This window comes from Qipengyuania zhejiangensis (assembly GCF_035607565.1).
GTDB lineage: Bacteria > Pseudomonadota > Alphaproteobacteria > Sphingomonadales > Sphingomonadaceae > Qipengyuania > Qipengyuania zhejiangensis.
Genome location: NZ_JAYKGO010000001.1, coordinates 165,394 through 181,713, shown reverse-complemented (window position 1 = coordinate 181,713; position 16,320 = coordinate 165,394). Strand labels below are relative to the sequence as shown.

General features: G+C 63.7%; 21 protein-coding genes. 4 read left to right on the top strand and 17 right to left on the bottom strand.

Annotated features, from left to right (window positions below; translation table 11 throughout):
• Positions 1–28: 28 nt before the first annotated feature.
• The 4 genes from yidD to VR863_RS00795 all read right to left on the bottom strand — a co-directional run bounded on the left by yidD (position 29) and on the right by VR863_RS00795 (position 1,852).
• Positions 29–238, bottom strand: a complete 210-nt coding sequence (gene yidD, locus VR863_RS00810; protein ID WP_324826541.1) for a membrane protein insertion efficiency factor YidD — start codon at positions 236–238, stop codon at positions 29–31.
• Entirely contained in the window at positions 235–618 is a 384-nt protein-coding gene (gene rnpA, locus VR863_RS00805; protein WP_324826540.1) for a ribonuclease P protein component, read from the bottom strand. Before rnpA ends, yidD begins: the two co-directional genes overlap by 4 nt.
• A 90-nt stretch (positions 619–708) precedes the next feature.
• The gene (gene rpmH, locus VR863_RS00800; RefSeq protein WP_036801591.1) at positions 709–843 is read right to left on the bottom strand and encodes a 50S ribosomal protein L34; all 135 of its coding nucleotides are present in this window, start codon (positions 841–843) and stop codon (positions 709–711) included.
• Between the two features lie 121 nt (positions 844–964).
• On the bottom strand, positions 965–1,852 hold the full coding sequence (locus VR863_RS00795; protein ID WP_324826539.1) for an alpha/beta hydrolase: 888 nt from the start codon (positions 1,850–1,852) through the stop codon (positions 965–967).
• Between the two features lie 163 nt (positions 1,853–2,015).
• On the opposite strand from VR863_RS00795, the gene VR863_RS00790 reads away from it, so the two are divergent.
• Positions 2,016–3,524: a YifB family Mg chelatase-like AAA ATPase gene (locus VR863_RS00790; RefSeq protein WP_324827542.1), complete on the top strand. Its 1,509-nt coding sequence runs from the start codon at positions 2,016–2,018 to the stop codon at positions 3,522–3,524.
• 134 nt (positions 3,525–3,658) lie between these two features.
• On the opposite strand, the gene VR863_RS00785 is transcribed toward VR863_RS00790, so the two are convergent.
• Positions 3,659–4,009 (bottom strand): hypothetical protein, encoded by a 351-nt coding sequence (locus tag VR863_RS00785; protein WP_324826538.1) that lies wholly within the window; start codon positions 4,007–4,009, stop codon positions 3,659–3,661.
• Positions 4,010–4,228: 219 nt separating this feature from the next.
• Positions 4,229–4,783, bottom strand: coding sequence for a winged helix-turn-helix transcriptional regulator (locus VR863_RS00780; RefSeq protein WP_324826537.1), 555 nt, complete (start codon positions 4,781–4,783; stop codon positions 4,229–4,231).
• Positions 4,784–4,969: 186 nt separating this feature from the next.
• On the opposite strand from VR863_RS00780, the gene VR863_RS00775 reads away from it, so the two are divergent.
• A complete protein-coding gene (locus tag VR863_RS00775; protein WP_324826536.1) occupies positions 4,970–5,314 on the top strand; it encodes a DUF8200 family protein in 345 nt (114 codons plus the stop codon).
• 116 nt (positions 5,315–5,430) lie between these two features.
• Here the strand turns inward: VR863_RS00775 and VR863_RS00770 are convergent, their stop codons facing one another.
• The 3 genes from VR863_RS00770 to galE all read right to left on the bottom strand — a co-directional run bounded on the left by VR863_RS00770 (position 5,431) and on the right by galE (position 7,408).
• The gene (locus VR863_RS00770) at positions 5,431–6,051 is read right to left on the bottom strand and encodes an HAD family hydrolase (RefSeq protein WP_324826535.1); all 621 of its coding nucleotides are present in this window, start codon (positions 6,049–6,051) and stop codon (positions 5,431–5,433) included.
• A gap of 126 nt (positions 6,052–6,177) precedes the next feature.
• Positions 6,178–6,303, bottom strand: a complete 126-nt coding sequence (gene ykgO, locus VR863_RS00765; protein ID WP_029941846.1) for a type B 50S ribosomal protein L36 — start codon at positions 6,301–6,303, stop codon at positions 6,178–6,180.
• 91 nt (positions 6,304–6,394) lie between these two features.
• Entirely contained in the window at positions 6,395–7,408 is a 1,014-nt protein-coding gene (galE, locus tag VR863_RS00760) for a UDP-glucose 4-epimerase GalE (RefSeq protein WP_324826534.1), read from the bottom strand.
• Between the two features lie 136 nt (positions 7,409–7,544).
• On the opposite strand from galE, the gene VR863_RS00755 reads away from it, so the two are divergent.
• Together VR863_RS00755 and VR863_RS00750 are read left to right on the top strand one after the other, a co-directional pair.
• A complete protein-coding gene (locus tag VR863_RS00755) occupies positions 7,545–8,150 on the top strand; it encodes a DUF4136 domain-containing protein (protein ID WP_324826533.1) in 606 nt (201 codons plus the stop codon).
• Positions 8,147–9,286 carry a M14 family metallopeptidase gene (locus VR863_RS00750; protein WP_324826532.1) on the top strand — a complete coding sequence of 380 codons (1,140 nt, stop codon included), beginning with the start codon at positions 8,147–8,149 and terminating at the stop codon, positions 9,284–9,286. Before VR863_RS00755 ends, VR863_RS00750 begins: the two co-directional genes overlap by 4 nt.
• A gap of 46 nt (positions 9,287–9,332) precedes the next feature.
• Here the strand turns inward: VR863_RS00750 and VR863_RS00745 are convergent, their stop codons facing one another.
• The 8 genes from VR863_RS00745 to VR863_RS00710 all read right to left on the bottom strand — a co-directional run bounded on the left by VR863_RS00745 (position 9,333) and on the right by VR863_RS00710 (position 16,185).
• Positions 9,333–9,728: a response regulator gene (locus tag VR863_RS00745; protein WP_324826531.1), complete on the bottom strand. Its 396-nt coding sequence runs from the start codon at positions 9,726–9,728 to the stop codon at positions 9,333–9,335.
• Positions 9,725–10,771 (bottom strand): sensor histidine kinase, encoded by a 1,047-nt coding sequence (locus VR863_RS00740; protein ID WP_324826530.1) that lies wholly within the window; start codon positions 10,769–10,771, stop codon positions 9,725–9,727. The genes VR863_RS00745 and VR863_RS00740 overlap by 4 nt, the downstream gene beginning before the upstream one ends.
• A 161-nt stretch (positions 10,772–10,932) precedes the next feature.
• Positions 10,933–12,147 (bottom strand): amidohydrolase family protein, encoded by a 1,215-nt coding sequence (locus VR863_RS00735; protein ID WP_324826529.1) that lies wholly within the window; start codon positions 12,145–12,147, stop codon positions 10,933–10,935.
• Positions 12,144–13,448, bottom strand: coding sequence for an amidohydrolase family protein (locus tag VR863_RS00730; protein ID WP_324826528.1), 1,305 nt, complete (start codon positions 13,446–13,448; stop codon positions 12,144–12,146). The genes VR863_RS00735 and VR863_RS00730 overlap by 4 nt, the downstream gene beginning before the upstream one ends.
• Positions 13,449–13,517: 69 nt before the next feature.
• Positions 13,518–14,537, bottom strand: coding sequence for a S66 peptidase family protein (locus tag VR863_RS00725; protein WP_324826527.1), 1,020 nt, complete (start codon positions 14,535–14,537; stop codon positions 13,518–13,520).
• Positions 14,534–14,938, bottom strand: a complete 405-nt coding sequence (locus VR863_RS00720) for a cytidine deaminase (RefSeq protein WP_324826526.1) — start codon at positions 14,936–14,938, stop codon at positions 14,534–14,536. The genes VR863_RS00725 and VR863_RS00720 overlap by 4 nt, the downstream gene beginning before the upstream one ends.
• An 11-nt stretch (positions 14,939–14,949) precedes the next feature.
• Positions 14,950–15,672 (bottom strand): glycoside hydrolase family 25 protein, encoded by a 723-nt coding sequence (locus VR863_RS00715; RefSeq protein ID WP_324826525.1) that lies wholly within the window; start codon positions 15,670–15,672, stop codon positions 14,950–14,952.
• A gap of 9 nt (positions 15,673–15,681) precedes the next feature.
• Positions 15,682–16,185, bottom strand: a complete 504-nt coding sequence (locus VR863_RS00710) for a UPF0262 family protein (protein WP_324826524.1) — start codon at positions 16,183–16,185, stop codon at positions 15,682–15,684.
• Between the last annotated feature and the right edge of the window lie 135 nt (positions 16,186–16,320).

Sequence of the window (16,320 nt, the reverse complement as noted above, 5' to 3'; positions counted from 1 at the left end):
GGTGTATTAGTCTTTCAAGACAGCGGCGCTACGGCACCGGGTCATGGCCATGCCCACCCCAAGGGTGGCAGCGCATTATACGCTTCGTCGCAAGCCATCCACCCTTGATCGCCCCATATTTCGCCAAAGCCTCGATGGCATACTGGCTGCAGGACGGTGCGAAGCGGCAGGTGGGCGGCAGGATTCGGCTCGGACCCCATTGCCACAACCGCGCGATGAAGATGAAGACATGCTTCATGCACGGCGGCTCCGCGGCTTCCGCGGGGGCCGTGGACGATCGCCCTTGCCTTCGCCCGCACGGGCCAGTGCCTCGCTCAGTTCGGCGCGCAGCTTGGCGAAATCGCGTTCGATCCCGCCTTCGCGCCCGATCAGGATGTGATCATGGTCAGCCAGGCCGCTGTCGGGCAGCGCATCCCAGAGCAATTCACGAAAACGCCGCTTCATCCGGTTGCGGACAACCGCGTTGCCGATCTTCTTGGTAACCGTGATGCCGTACCGCTTGCCCTGCCCTTCGTTGGGACGTGCCAGCAGGACGAATCCCGGACGCGCGACTCGCAGACCCCGATTCGCCGCGAGAAAATCGCTCCGCTTGCGGATTACGGAAAGGGATGGGTGCATTGGCAACAGATACGCAAAACGGGCCCCCGATGGGAGCCCGTTTGGCATTTCCACACTGTCCGCCGCGCCGGGGCGCAGCAGGTCAGCGAATCACGCGCAGAGTTTCTTGCGGCCGCGGTTGCGACGAGCACGAAGCACTTTGCGGCCACCCGGGGTGGCCTTGCGCGCGAAGAAACCGTGGCGACGGGCGCGCACGAGGTTCGAGGGCTGGAAAGTCCGCTTCATGGGAAGTGTCCTTCAAAAATCTTGTCTGGTCAGGTGGACGACTGGTGCCGCCAACAAAAAGGGCCACCCTGGCGGGGTGACCGCTTGAATGGCGCGCGCTTAATGAACCCGGTGCGCGGCGTCAAGAGAAAGTCACGTCGACATAGGCGAGTTTCGGCGTCGTGGGCGCGGTTTCCTGTGGTGCCGCCGCGCGTGGATCGCCTGTAGCCTGGATGGCAGGCCCTGCCCAGCGGCGCATGTCCCCGGCATCGAGCCAGAGCGCTTCGGAATGCGGCACCGAATTGGTGAAGTCGTAAAAATCGTGCGCTTCGCGCTCGCTCATGCCCATCTCGCGGTAATAATCGAGATATTTGCGATTCTCCTGCGATTCGGCCGAAAAATCGTCGGCCTCACGCCCGAATTCGTCACGCCAGCTGTGCACCGCGAATTCGGCCCCCTCGACGATATCGCGCTGGATACCGGCAAAGAACAGTTCCACGGCGCCCGACCGAACCGAACCGCGCCTCGGCACATGGGTGACGAGACCGGCCGCGCGGATCATCCGGCCCAGCTTCATGTTTGCCAGGTCGTCGCGGGTGCCCGGACATTCCACCATGTCGAGCTGCGCCAATTGCGGAAAATCGCGAACCATCGCGCTGAAGGCCTGGGGGGTGGATCGGTCCGTTTCACCAACGAGGGCAACGCGCCGCGAATCAAGGACCACGAACGGGCCATAGTGAGCGATGCCGCGCCGGTAATCCCGCAGCCCGCGATCGACAGATGGCAGCGGCAGCCAGGACGGCTGCGCGGCCGGAGCCAGATCGGCCCCCCGATGCACAGCGGCGAAAGGCGCAATGGCGGCATCGGATGCAGGCGCGCGCATCCCCTGCACGATGGCGGGCGACAAGGCGGCGGCAGGTGTGGCGACAATGACCATCGGCATCGCAACCAGGCCGAACGATTGCGCCGCCAACGGACCGGCGAACGCCAGACCGAACAGGGACACCAGGGATGCAGCGCGCCGGATCATGGCACATATTATGCGCCCGCGCGGCTTGCCAGCGTGCCAACGGGATTGGTCAAAGACGGGTTAACGCAGGCGTCATTCTTGCCGAAAGGACCGGGCTTTCCGCTCGACAATCCAGTGACTTGCCTTCATTTGCATGGTTCGAACGCAGGGTTGGGGAAGTACGCTGGTCGCACTGGTGAAAACGGTCGCTTATCTCGGGCTTGAAGCGCGCGGGGTCGAGGTTCAGTGCTCGGTCGCGCCCGGCTTGCCCAAGTTCAACATCGTCGGACTGGCGGACAAGGCTGTGGGCGAAAGCAAGGAACGCGTTCGAGCCGCGCTGTCGAGCATGGGGCTGGCGCTGCCACCCAAACGAATCACGATCAATCTGTCGCCAGCCGATCTGCCCAAGGAAGGTTCGCATTACGACCTGCCGATCGCGCTGGCCCTCCTGGCCGCGATGGGCGTTACCGATGCCGAGCAACTGACCGACTGGATTGCCGTCGGCGAGCTGGCTCTGGATGCGCGGATCGTGCCGTCGCCCGGCGTCCTGCTCGCCGCGCTGCACGCCAGTGAACAAGACATCGGCCTGATATGCCCGCGCGCGCAAGGCGCCGAAGCCCGCTGGGCAAGCGAGGTGCCGGTGTGTGCCGCGCCCGATCTGGCCAGCCTGCTCAACCATCTCAAGGGCACCCAGCGCCTCCCCGATCCCGAGCCCGGCGAAGTCGCGGAATCGGCCATCGGACCCGACCTCAAGCAGGTGAAAGGGCAGGAAACGGCCAAGCGCGCGATGGAGATCGCGGCGGCCGGCGGACACAATTTGCTGATGGTCGGGCCGCCTGGGGCGGGCAAGTCGCTCCTCGCCAGCTGCCTGCCCGGCATCCTGCCGCCCCTCACCCCGCCCGAGGCGCTGGAAGTGAGTATGGTCCAGTCGGTCGCGGGAACGCTGGAGGATGGCCGGATAAGCCGCGCCCGCCCGTTCCGCGCGCCGCATCATTCGGCCAGCATGGCGGCGCTGACGGGGGGTGGCTTGCGCGTCAAACCCGGTGAGGTCAGCCTGGCGCATCTGGGGGTGCTGTTCCTCGACGAATTGCCGGAGTTCCAGCGCGCGGTGCTCGATTCGCTGCGCCAGCCTCTGGAGACCGGGAAAGTCGATGTCGCGCGCGCGAATGCCCACGTCAGCTTTCCCGCCAATGTTCAGCTGATCGCGGCCATGAACCCGTGCCGCTGCGGTCATCTGGGGGATCCGGCGCTGGCGTGCAGCCGTGCTCCGCGCTGTGCCGCCGACTATCAGGCCAAGGTTTCGGGTCCGATGCTGGACCGCATCGATCTGCATGTCGAAGTCGATCCCGTCAGCGCCGCCGATCTCGCGCTTCCCCCGCCAGCCGAAGGCAGCGCGCAAGTTGGCGCGCGCGTGCTAGCCGCCCGCCATCTCCAGACAGCGCGGCTTGGCCTGAGCGGGGTCCGCACCAATTCCGAACTGGATGGCGACGCGCTCGAACGCTTTGCCACCCCGGATGAAGCGGGGCGCCAGTTGCTCATGCAAGCGGCCACGGCCATGCGCCTGTCCGCCCGCAGCTACACGCGGATGTTGCGGGTCGCCCGAACGGTTGCCGATCTGGCGGGGGCAGAGCAGGTTGGCCGGATTCACGTGGCGGAAGCCCTTTCCTACCGCCGCCAGGCACCGCGCGCATAAGGCACGCACGGATCTGCCGCTGGTGGGTCGCAGGCACGAGAAACCGAGAGCGTAAGCGTGCGCTCACATCACGGTTGTCGTTTTTCGGGATGCTGGGCTGGGCGTCTCGCGCCGCTTGCAGCGGGCTGTGCGCCCTACTCCATCTCGCTCATGTCGAGGTTCAGGCGGACCGTTTCATGCTCCCGGTCGCCTTCGAACTTGGCGAGGAAATCCTCGATCGGCATCGCCTGGTCGCGGTTCACGACCGCAGCGGGCGCCGCAGCCGGGGCCACACCGCTTTCTTCCGGAGTCCGGCGGACATGCAGATACGGAACCCAGACATCGCCATAGTCGGCCTTCTGGTACCACACGTCGAGCACATCGTAGCTGGCCCATGATTCGTTGGGTTCGCGCAGGCGCAAACCTTCACCGATCCGCGGCACCGTTACCGCCTTCATGCGGAACTGCGTCTGGTGCGTTTCATTCTGGATTTCGATGTCGATCACAGGGAACCCGGCTCACTTCGTTATTCGCGACAGAGGCCTGTCTTGCAGGCAGGTGTTGAGATGGTTTTAACGATGACGTCACGCAGCCACGCTTTCTTTGCGCCATGCAAGGCGCAAGACAGGGGCTTGAAACAGAAAAACCGGCCGATGCGCCATGCATCGACCGGTCGAAAAAATCAGGAAACAGTCACTTTGTGCGCACGCGGCGCGGCGGTGCGGTCAGGCCGCGTCCTTTGCCTTGCGCGCTTCGGCGAGGTTCACCACCCCGACCTGCGTCAGCGCGCCGCCGGTTTCGGCCCGCGTGCCGTCCGGACGGATACCCAGGTTCTTTCGTTCGACAAGCGAGAGATCCGCCGGACCGAGAATGCGTCCGTCGTGGCTGAGAATCGAGGTCGGACCGATGGGCAGCCGATCCCGGGCATCGACTAGAACCGGATTTTCGACGACTTCGGCACCGTATTTCTGGCCCCACTGGCGCAGCGCAACCATGGTCGGCAGGAGATCGAAGCCCTTGTCGGTCAGCCGATATTCGATCTTGCGGCGATCATCGGGGCACGGATCGCGTTTCAATATCCCGTGTTCGACCAGTTTTGCGAGCCGGTTCGACAGGATGTTCCGTGCAATACCAAGTTCGGTGAGGAACTCTTCAAAATGGTGAAGGCCGTTGAAGCTGGCCCGCAAGATCATGAAAGACCAGCGTTCCCCCATCACTTCCAGCGCCTGCGGCAAGCCGCATTCAGTCAGTTCGCGTAGTGGTTCGCGGATGTCACCCATAAAATCAGTCCCCTTTGTGCAACCTATTTAACGCGAAAACCCGCAATGCCAAAAAAATTCGCGAAAAGGGTTGCAATACGCAACCGACTTTCCTAGGTGGCGATTCACGACAGGTTGCTATTTGAAACTCAATTGCACCAAAGGCAAGCCCTGTTGAGAATTTTGCAATTAGGAAGGACCCCACCCATGACCATCTCTCTCCCCCGTACGGTCAACTTCGGTGCCATCGCAGCCGCCCTGGCCTGGACCACGATGAGCTTCGGCGCAGCCATTACACCGACCGCGGCCGAAGCCGCCAGCAACAACGGCGTGTTTTACACCGCCGAACTCGCCAAGCCGGTCGAACAGGGCACTGTCGTCGCTGGCGGCATCGCCTGGGCCTGCAAGGGCACCAAGTGCGTCGCCGCCAAGGGCAATTCGCGCCCGATGCGCGTGTGCCGCGATCTTCAGCGTGAGCACGGCCAGATCGCCGACTTCACCGCCAAGGGCGAAGCGCTGGGCGAAGACAAGCTGGCCAAGTGCAACGGCTGAAACCGAACCCCCCACCCCTCTCCATCGGTGGGATGACTCAAGGGCTCCGGCATTGCTGCCGGGGCCCTTTTTCTTATGGCTGGACTGGCTCCGTCATTGCTGCCGGGGCTCTTTTCCTATGGCTGAATAAGCCCCCGCTGCGCCAGATCGTCTTCGAGCCGGGCTGCATCGGTGAAATGGTGCACCTGCCACGCACAGGCCTTGGCAGCCGCGATATTGGCGGCGTTATCGTCAATGAACAGCATTGCCGGTGCGGGAACGCCAAAGCGGCGTTCGGCCAGTGCAAAAATAGCGGGATCGGGTTTCGCCAGCTTCTCCTCGCCCGAAACCACGATATCGCGGAACCTGTCGAAGATCGGTGCGGTCGGGCGGAAAGAAGCCCAGAATTCCGCGCCGAAATTGGTGATCGCAAACAACGGCACGTTTCGCGAATGGAGCCGCTGGACCAGATCGTGACTGCCGTCCACCGGACCTGGGATCGTTTCGTTGAACCGCGTGGCGTAGGCGCGGATCGCTGCCTCGTAGCCGGGAAACATGGCAATCCGCTCGGGCAGCATGTCGGCCAGCGCGCGGCCGCGGTCGGCCTCGAAATGCCATTCTTCCGTCACGACCTGGTCGAGAAGAAACGCCAGCCGGACCGGATCCGGCTCGACCTTGCGCATCAATAACGCCAGATCCCATTTGTAAAGAACGCGCCCGACATCGTAGACGACCGCCTGGACCGGTGTTTCGCTCATGCCTCTGGCTACCTCTCGGCGGGTGATCGTGCGGTCACGACAGGAATGCAAACGGCCCGCACTCCTGATGGAGCCGGGCCGGTTGCAGACATTCGCGAGGCCGACAGGCCACGCGCGCCGGAATGCTTAGCCCTGGCGGGCCTTGAAGCGGCGGTTCGTCTTGTTGATGACGTAGGTACGGCCGCGACGACGGATCACGCGGCAATCGCGATGGCGGTCCTTGAGCGACTTGAGGCTGTTGCGGATTTTCATGATGTCTCTCGCTGGAAATAATTACGCGCCGGAGATGGAGCCCCGACGCGCCGAAATCAAGGGTGCCCGCTAGCGGCGAAGGTGATTCCCGTCAAGCCTTGCCGCGCAGCTCGGACAGGCGGCGTTCCCATTGCAGCGCATGTGTGACGATCATGTCGAGATCGGCGTACTTCGGCTCCCACGCAAGTGTGCCGCGAATTCGCGCCGGATCGGAAACGAGGTGCCCCGGATCGCCTGCCCGGCGCGGCTGCATCCGCCGCGCGACAGTCATGTTGGTCACACGGTCGACCGCATCGAGCACTTCGAGCACGGAAAACCCCTGCCCGTATCCGCAGTTCATTGTCAGAGACCGGTCGGGCCGTTCAAGCAGCGCCTCGAGCGCCAGAACATGCGCGTCGGCCAGATCGCTGACATGAATGTAGTCGCGCACACCCGTCCCGTCCGGGGTGTTGAAATCGGTGCCGAACACCGCGACATGATCACGCTGGCCGGTCGCCGCCTCGCACGCGACCTTGATCAGGTGCGTTGCCCCGGCGGTCGATTGACCCGTGCGCGCCTGCGGATCGGCACCCGCGACATTGAAGTACCGCAGCGCACAGAAATTGAAGCCATGCGCTGCGCCGGCATCGGCCAGCATCCGCTCGGTCATCAGTTTGGACCAACCATACGGGTTGATCGGTTCCTTCGGGCTATCCTCGGTTACGGGTGAGACGTTGGGAACGCCATAGGTCGCCGCGGTGGAGCTGAAGATGAAGTGATCCACCCCGCCTGCCACGGCGGCCTCGATCAACGCCCGGCTCTTCACGGTGTTGTTGTCATAGTATTTCAGCGGATTTTCGACCGATTCGGGCACCACGACCGATCCTGCGAAGTGCATGATCGCCTTGATGCCCTGTTCGGCAAAGATCCGGCCGAGAAGCTGCTGGTCCGCGATATCGCCGCGATAGAGCGTGACGCCTTCGGGCACCGCAAAGGCAAAGCCTGTCGAAAGATTGTCGATCACCGCCACCGGCCATCCGGCATCGCGCAAGGCAAGAACGGCATGACTGCCGATATATCCCGCTCCGCCGGTGACCAGGACCGGGACTTTTCCGTGTGCTTCCATGGCCCGGTCAACTAGCATACGATTTGGTAACGGCAAGGCGGCTAGGGCCGCCACCAACGCGTCCAGGAGCACTATGCGGCGCTCGTGCGTTGAACGAGGGTCGCCGCCTGCCATAGAGACGTAGAAGGATCGCACGATGAAACCATTCGCACCCTTTATCGGGATTGCTGCCGCGCTGACCCTGTCGGCCTGCGCCACGCCGTCGGGGCCGGTGGAAGTTACGCGCTTCGTTGCGCCGGAACGTGTCGGGCAACTTGGCCGGGGCACTATCTTCATCGAAAGCAGTCCGGGGGCCGGCGGCTCCAGTCTCGCGATGGCACCTTACAAGGCCGCCGTCGCCGCGCAGTTGGTACAGCTCGGCTATACGGAAACCGACCGGGCGTCCGCCGCCCAGATCGCGCAGGTCGGCGTCGAACATTACATCCTCGAAGCCGGCGGCGATCGCAGCCCTGTCAGCGTGGGAGTGGGCGGGTCGACCGGCAGCTACGGCTCGGGCCTGGGCGTCGGGATCGGCATCAACCTTGGCGGCGGCGCCAAGGACCGGCTGGGCACCGAACTGTCGGTTCGCATCTCCGAGGCGGCCGGCGGGGCAAGCCTGTGGGAAGGCCGGGCGGATTTCAGCCCGCCCGAAAATTCACCCCTTGCGCGGGGACAGGCGAGCGCCAATACGGTCGCCTCCGCGCTGTTCCGGGAGTTTCCCGGCAACAATGGCGAAACAATAGAAGTGAAGGTTGGCGAGTGAGCGACATCAGGATCGATTGCGGCTTTGACAGCGGCAATATCGAAGTGCTGCAGATTGAAGGTGCCACGGCAAGGCTCGCGCTCCGAAAGGACCACATGAGCGAGTTTGCCCAGTGGTTCCACTTCCGGGTAAGCGGTGCCGAAGGGCGCGAACTGGAACTGAAGATCACGGGCCTAAACGCCAGCGCCTATCCCGGTGGCTGGCCGGATTACGATTCCTGCGTCTCGGAAGATCGGGACTTCTGGGGCCGCGCGCCGTCGAGCTTCGACAAGGACGAAGACAACGGCACGCTGACCATCCGCTACGCGCCGGCCAGCGACATCGTGTATTTCGCCTATTTCGCGCCCTATTCGATGGAACGCCATCACGATCTGGTTGCCGAGGCCGCCGCATCCGAAGGCGTCGATTACCGGCACCTTGGAACCACCCTCGACGGACAGCCGATCGACTGTCTGGAAATGGGCGAAGGCGACAAGCAGGTGTGGCTGTATGCCCGCCAGCATCCGGGCGAAACGCAAGCCGAATGGTGGATGGAAGGCGCTTTGGAAGTGTTGACCGATCCCAGCGACACCGTGGGCCGTGAACTGCGCCAGAGGTGCCGGCTTCACATCGTGCCCAACGCCAATCCCGACGGATCGCGGCGCGGGCACCTGCGGACCAACGCGGTCGGCGTCAATCTCAATCGCGAGTGGGAAAACCCCACCGCTGAAAAGAGCCCGGAAGTGCTGGCCATTCGCAACGCGATGGATGCGACCGGCGTCGACTTCGCAATGGATGTCCATGGTGACGAAGCGATTCCCGTAGCCTTCATCGCAGGATACGAAGGTATCCCCAGCTGGACCCAGGAACATGGCGATCGCTACGATCGCTTCGAGCGCATCCTCGACCGCCGCACGCCGGACTTCCAGACCGAGCAGGGTTACACCAAGTCTGCCCCCGGCAAGGCCAACCTGTCGATGAGCACCACCCAGGTTGCCGAACGCTTCGGCGCGACGGCCATGACGTTGGAAATGCCCTACAAGGACAACCCCGCAAAGCCGGAACCCGAACAGGGCTGGAGCCCGGAACGCTGCAAGATCCTGGCGCGCGATTGCCTCGCCAGCCTGCTCGAATGGCTGGACAGCGAAGAGCGCTGATTATGGGCTGCCTGCGCTGCGCCGCTGGCGCGCGCAGGACAGCGCTTCAGATGTAGAGATGCATACCGGGGGGCGGTGACGGCGGCGGCGCGGAGCGAATGACCGCTTCCGCAACCGCCGTGCTGCCTGCCAGCTGTTCTTCAGAAACAGGTTTGTGCAGGCATCCGATTGCCAGATTGGCACCCTTGGGACCAGGGCAATTGCCGGTCGAAAACAGCACCGGAATGCCCATTTCGCGCAGCCGCGAGGCGACGTCGATGCCGGATTCGCCACCAGCAAGCTGAATGTCCACGAAAGCAAGTTGAGGCCGTTCGCGTTCGGCCGCGCGCAAGGCGGACGCCCCATCGTCGGCGATATCGACCACAGTGTGTCCGTTATCTTCGAGGATGGCCTGCATGCTCATGGCAGTCAGGGCTTCGTCTTCGACTATCAGGATCTTCATTGGCCGGCTCTTTGTGGTTCTGCTCTGTTGTGATGGGGCATGTCGATAATAAAAACGGTGCCGCTTGGCGAGGATTCGACATTCAGCGCCGCGCGTACCTGTAAAGAAAGCGCTTTGATGATCCGGGTTCCCAAACCGCGCGTTTCCGATGCCTCGAAAGAGGCCGGAAGACCGACCCCGTCATCGCCCACACGCAGATGAAGCTTGTCATCTTTATGCTGTAAATTCAGATGAATAGTGCCCGCTTGTCCATCGGGAAATGCATATTTGACACTGTTTGTAAGAATTTCTGCGACAACCAGAGAAAGCGGCACCGCAACGTCGATTCCAAGTTCGATACCGGGTTCGAGCCGGTTTTCGATTTCGATCCTGCTTTCGACCGCCATCGTACCGATTATCTGCTGGGCAAGTTCGCCCAGCAGTTCGCTGAAATCCACCAACGCATGCTGGCTGGTGGTGTAAAGTTTCTGATGGATCGCGGCCACGACGGACACGCGGTTTCCGGCTTCCGCAAGCGCCGCCTTGAGGGTCGGATCGCTGGCCTGGCGCGCATGAAGCTGAAGCAGGGACATGACCACCTGCAGGCTGTTTTTCACCCGGTGGTTGACCTCGTGAAGCAGCACCTCTTTCGAAGCGACGGCTTCTTCGAGCTGCACCGCCTTCAGTTCAAGTTCCGCGTTCAGCCGTTTTTCGTCGGTGATGTCGCGAATGGCAGCGAAAAACACATCGTCCGCGCCCGTGCGAAGCAGCTGGAGATGGACCGAGACATCGTAATCGGTGCCATCCTTGCGGCGATGCACCGTCTCGAACATGAGATCGGGAACCTGGCCCGTCAGCAACGGCGCCACGAGGTCGCGAAAACCGGTTTCGTCGACCAGCGGCTTGATATCCCACGGGGTCAGTTCCGCGAGTTCATCGAACGTATAGCCCAGGTTTTCCCTCGCTCCGCGGTTCACAAGCAGAAACGTGAATTGCCTCGGGCAGAAAATGTAGATTTCGCTCGCTGAGCCTTCGACGATCTTACCCAGCTGATCGTGGCTCATCGGCGCTGAAGACCGCAGAGGCATTCTGGTTCCCTAAAATGATGCGCATCTCTTACGACCCGCGCACCAAACGGTTCCCGCCGCCAGAAAGACAGCTTCGGGATACCAATCTCCGCGGCCGGAGTTATCGCGTGCGGAGTGGGCCGGTGGCGTTCGCCCTTCTAGCGCGCCTCACGGCTCGCCACGCGGCCTTCGATGATCACGCCCGTCACGTGGCTGGAAAATTCCATAGGGTCGCCGTCGAACAGGGCAACGTCGCCGTCCTTGCCGACAGCCAGCGAACCCAGCCGCTCGGACACGCCGATCGCGCGGGCCGCATCGATGGTGATCGATGCCAGGGCGTGTTCGGGCGCAAGACCATTGGCCGTTGCCCAACCCGCTTCCCACAGGATAACCCGGGTCTTGGGGACATAGCCTTCGTAACCCGATTGCAGCGCGAACGGCACGCCAGCCTCGCGCAGCTTTGCCGCCGTGGCAAAACTGGCGTTCTCCATGTCGCCATAGTGACGCGCCATGGTCGGGTGAAGAATAACGGTAACGCCCGCTTCAAGAAGCTGGTCGGTCAGCAGGTAACTTTCCGCGCCCCCGTCGATCACCAGATCGATGCCGAATTCTTCCTTGAGGCGGAGGGCGGACATGATGTCCTGCGCGTGATTGGCCGTGACCAGCAACGGCAATTCGCGGGCAAGCACCGCCTTCCAGACCTGTGCATCCAGCTTTTCGGGACCCGCATCCTTTTTCTTGTCGCCACTGACGCCGCCGCCGCGCGCAGCGGTAAGCGCCGCGCGCAGCATGGCGACCTGTTTGGGACGGGTGCCCGGACCCTTTTCGGAATCGAGAGCCCACGGCCCCAGATTTGCCGCAACCATGGCGCGCGGCACAATGGCGGCGCGATCGGCCGTCTTCGCCCAGGTCTTGGCGACCATCGTCTGTCCCGACACGAGGGCGCCGGGACCGTGGCCTGTGTGGATCGTGGTGACACCAAAGGATCGAAGCCAGCCAACCAGTTCCTCGTCCGGGTTATACCCGTCGATCGCACGCAGTTGCGGCTGCACCGGCGCGCCATTGTCCAGCTGGTCCTGATCGTCGGGCTGGTTCATGTAACCGGCGAGGCCCACCACGGTGTGCGCGTCGACCAGACCGGGCGTGGCGATTTTCGCCTCGATCACCTCGATGCCATCGGGAACGGTAACGGCCGACGCGGGGCCCACGGCAACGATCTTGCCGCCACGGATGACCACCACGCCATCGGCGATTGCCGGGCCTTCCATGGTGTGAAGGGTGCCTGCGCGCACGGCGACATCCTGTGCCGCGAGCGCTGCCGGGATAACCGCCAGGACCAGCCCGGCGAGCGAGGTTGCGATACGCGCGATCATTGGCTGTTCTCCGATGCGGCGACTTCCCAGTGGTGGTGGGCCAGCTCCATCGGGCTGCCCGCGCCATAACCGCCGGTGGCCATCAGCGCCCCTTCTTCCGTCGTACGGTCGAACAGCCTTTCGCCTTCGACCCATGTTTCCATGATGTGGCTGTAGACTGACAGCGGATCACCCGAAATCAGCAGGAAATCGGCATCCTTGCCGGGTTCCAGGCTGCCGACCCGCGCGTCGAGGCCCAGCTGCTTTGCGCCGTTTATGGTCAGCGCCCGCAAGGCCCCTTCGCGGGTCATCCCGCCGCGCACGGCGATGCCGGCCTGGCGGAACATGAGCCGCGAATCGATGATCCCGTCGTCGGAATGGAGCGACGTGAGCACCCCGGCACGTTCGAGGATGCCCGCGGTTTCAAGGCGGGATTCCATTGCCTCCAGCTTGCCGCCGGGGCTGTCGACGATGATGTTCGACACGGGAATGCCCGCAGCCGCCAGTTCTTCGGCCACCTTCCATGCTTCCATCCCGTGCTGGATCAGCACCTTGAAACCGAATTCGCGCTGCAGGCGCAGCACCGTCATTATGTCATCGGCGCGGTGGGTGTGGTGGTGGACCAGGCGCTTGCCCGACAACACTTCGCACAGGGCTTCCTTGCCCAGATCCTTGGCCTTGCGATCGCCCCTGCAATAGGCCTGCGCGTCGGTGAAGGCGGCCCGCGCCAGCGCGGCGGACTTGGCGCGCGTGCCCGGAAAACCCGGAGTGTCGCCAATCGGGTTGGTGCCGTTGGCCATCTTCATGCCGCCCATCACCCCGCCATCGGGAAACAGGTAGGCAATGTCTTCCACCGTGTCGCCGTTGCGCAGCTTCATGTAGAATGTCTGGCCGCTCATCACCCATCCGGAACCGGGCATGACATTGGCCGTGGTGACGCCGCCTGCACGCGCCTTGGCGATGCCGGCATCCTTGGGATTGATCGCATCCATTGCCCGCACATCGGGCTGGACCGGGGATGAGCGATCCGCGCCCGCAACCGATCCGATGTGCGAATGCGTGTCCACGATGCCGGGCATGATCACCATGCCGGTCGCATCGCGGCGTTCGGCATCGGCCGGAATGGCGATATCCGTGCCGACAGCGGCAATCTTGCCATCGGCAATCACCAGGGTCGCGTTGTCCAGCGCGGGGCCAGCCATCGTGTGTATCGTCGCCCCGGTAAAGGCGACCGGGCGATCCTGCGCCACGGCGGGCAGCGCGCAGGCGGCAGACATGGTGCCGATGATAAGGCTGGCACGGCGAAGCAGGCGTGATGTCATGAATTCTCCCCTTGCCCTGCAACCTAGCGCGGCAGAGCAGGAGGGCAAGCGCCCGCACTACGGACCGGGTCAGGAAACCACAGGTTCGAGCAGCCGGATCGTCCGCGCACCGGCATCGAGTTCGACCTCCACCCCGACCGGCAGGCTCAACTGGCCGCGCACATGCCCGATGTTCGCGCCGGTAAATACCGGCACGCCAAGCGCGCACAGATGGTGCTGCAGAACATCGTCGAGAGTGAACCCCGCGTATTCCGGCTCGTTCGCGTCACAGCGCGTACACTGGCCGAAGACGACACCGGCGACCCGATCCAGTACACCGGCCAGGCGCAATTGCTGGAGCATCCTGTCGACGCGGTAGACCGCCTCGTTCACGTCTTCGAGAAACAGGATCGCACCGGAAAAATCGGGCAGCCAGGGTGTCCCCATCAAGGTCGACAGGATCGTCAGGTTCCCGCCCAGAAGTGTCCCCGTCGCCGTTCCGCCCACCAAGGTGCGGCCTTCGCGCCCGCTTTCGATTTCTGCATCGGCACCGCCCAGAACCGGCGTGCTCCCGGCAAACGCCATGCGCCAGAGGCTGTCCCAGCTTTGCTTTTCCCACCGACTGGCGGCGTTGGGGGCGTGAAGCGTGGGAAAGCCCGCCCGCGTGGCGATGGCCAGATGCAGTGCGGTGGTGTCGCTATAGCCGATGACCAGCTTTGGATTTGCGCGGATCACGCCCCAATCCAGCAGCGGGAGAATGCGCGCACCGCCCCATCCGCCGCGTACGGCAAAGATTGCGCGGATTTCATCGTCGGCGAACATCGCGTTGATATCGGCCGCGCGCTGGGCATCGGTTCCCGCAAGATATCCATCCCGCCCGCCGACATGGGCGCCGGGCGAAGGGATCAGGCCCATTCCGCGCACCCAGTGTTCGGCGCGGGCCAGTTCGTCGGGCAAGGTCACGGCGCTGGCAGGCGCGACCAGCGCTGCCATGTCGCCCGCGCGCAAGCGCGGCGGCTTGGCATTACGGCGCGCGAAGGCCGGTGCAGGCAGGAGGGTAGCGGCGGCCAGTCCGCCGATCCCGCCCAGCGCCGCGCGCCGGTCAATCATGCCAGGCTTGCAGGCCCGAAGGCATGGGGAAGCAGTTGCGACAGCAGGATCCGCGTCACCTCGTCCGGGCCGACGCACAGGATTTCCGGGTCGGTCCCGCCAAGCTGCGCCAGTTCGTTCAGCACCTGGCGGCAGCGGCCACACGGGGTGATCGGATCGGCCCCCGGACCCGTCACCGCCACGGCAACCAGCCCGCTGCGCACGCCATCGGACATGGCCTTCGACACGGCGACCGTTTCCGCGCACAGCGCCAGCCCATAGCTTGCGTTCTCGATATTCGTTCCCGTCACCACGCTGCCGTCGGCAAAGCGCAGGGCCGCGCCAACCGCAAAACCCGAATAGGGCGAATAGGAATGTCCGGCCGCCGCGCGGGCAGCGTCTATCAGGTCGTGGTCGGTCATCGTGTCCTCGGTCATAGGGGGCGCACCACCACCCAGCGCAGCGGGTTGTCGGCAGCCTCTGTCTTGAACCACCGGTTCGCGGTCCACATCAGCCACGGACGCGCGGCGTAATCGGGTTCCAGCCAGCTACGCGTCAGCCACATCTGCCGGTCGATCCGGCGCGAAATGCCATAGGCGGTCTCGAAATCTTCGGACGGCGCCAGGATCACCGGCTGGCCCGAATGGGCTTCGATCTGGTTCACCAGCGTCATCAGCTCGCTTTGCACCGCGGCGTCCGAAACCCGCTGCGCGCAGTCGGCGGTGGTGCCTTCCAGAAGGATCGCGGGCGGCAGCAGCTCGGCATCGCGCGGCACCACGGTGACGAAATTCGCCGATTGCCCATCGGCCACGACGCACGGATCGAAGCGGTGCACAGCGCCGACCTGAAGACCGGCGGTGCGCGCACGGGCGAAGTTCTGGGCAAAGGCGATATCGGTGTCCCTTTCGCCCGAACTGGCTTCGAGATAGACGAACCGCGCGCCCAGCCCCGCCAGCGTGTCGAACGCCACGGGGCCATCGGCCACGCCGATCAACGCGCCCTGATCGGGCCACATGGCTTCATCGGGACGCCAGCTGCGCCCTTCGTGCCACGCGTACAGCGCGCCGATCGCCACACACAGAAGGAAGAAAAGCCCCATCATTGTCCCGCGGGAAACGCTGCGTTTCCTGGGCCGGGTGCGCTTGCGCCGTGCCATGCGTCCTCCTCAGCCCTTGATGTGCAGCACGCAAATGAGCGTAAACAGGCGCCGCGCGGTGGCGAAATCGGTTTCGACCTTGCCTTCGAGCCGTTCCATCAACAATTCCGCTGCGCCGTTGTGAACCCCGCGCCGGGCCATATCGATGGTTTCGATTTCGGCCGGCGTCGCCTTGCGGATCGCCTGATAGTAACTGTCGCAAATGGCGAAATATTCGCGGATCGGGCGGCGAAAACGCGCCAGGCCCAGCAACAGTTCTTCCAGCAACTGGTCCGCTTCGTCGGCAATGGTCATCAGCAGCCGCCCGTCGCGCACCGCCAGTTTCAGGCGGTACGGACCGGTCGCCCCGCGCTCCACAGCGCGCAACGGTTTGAAGCTGTTTTCCTCGATCAGATCATAGATCGCGATCTTGCGTTCCTGTTCGATATCCGCGTTGCGCCAGATGATCGTCTCTTCGTCGAGCTCGATATGCGCGATGCGATGCTCGCCGGGAGGAAGTGCAGATTCGGTCATGGCCTGGCCCGCTTTCGCAGAGATTGCCCGCGCGGGGCAAGCGTTTGCGAAGTAGTCCACGCTATCCACAACCGGCCGCGACAAATTTGCCGCCCAAATCGCTTGTCAGCGCCCCATCCCGGCGGGCATCAGGCC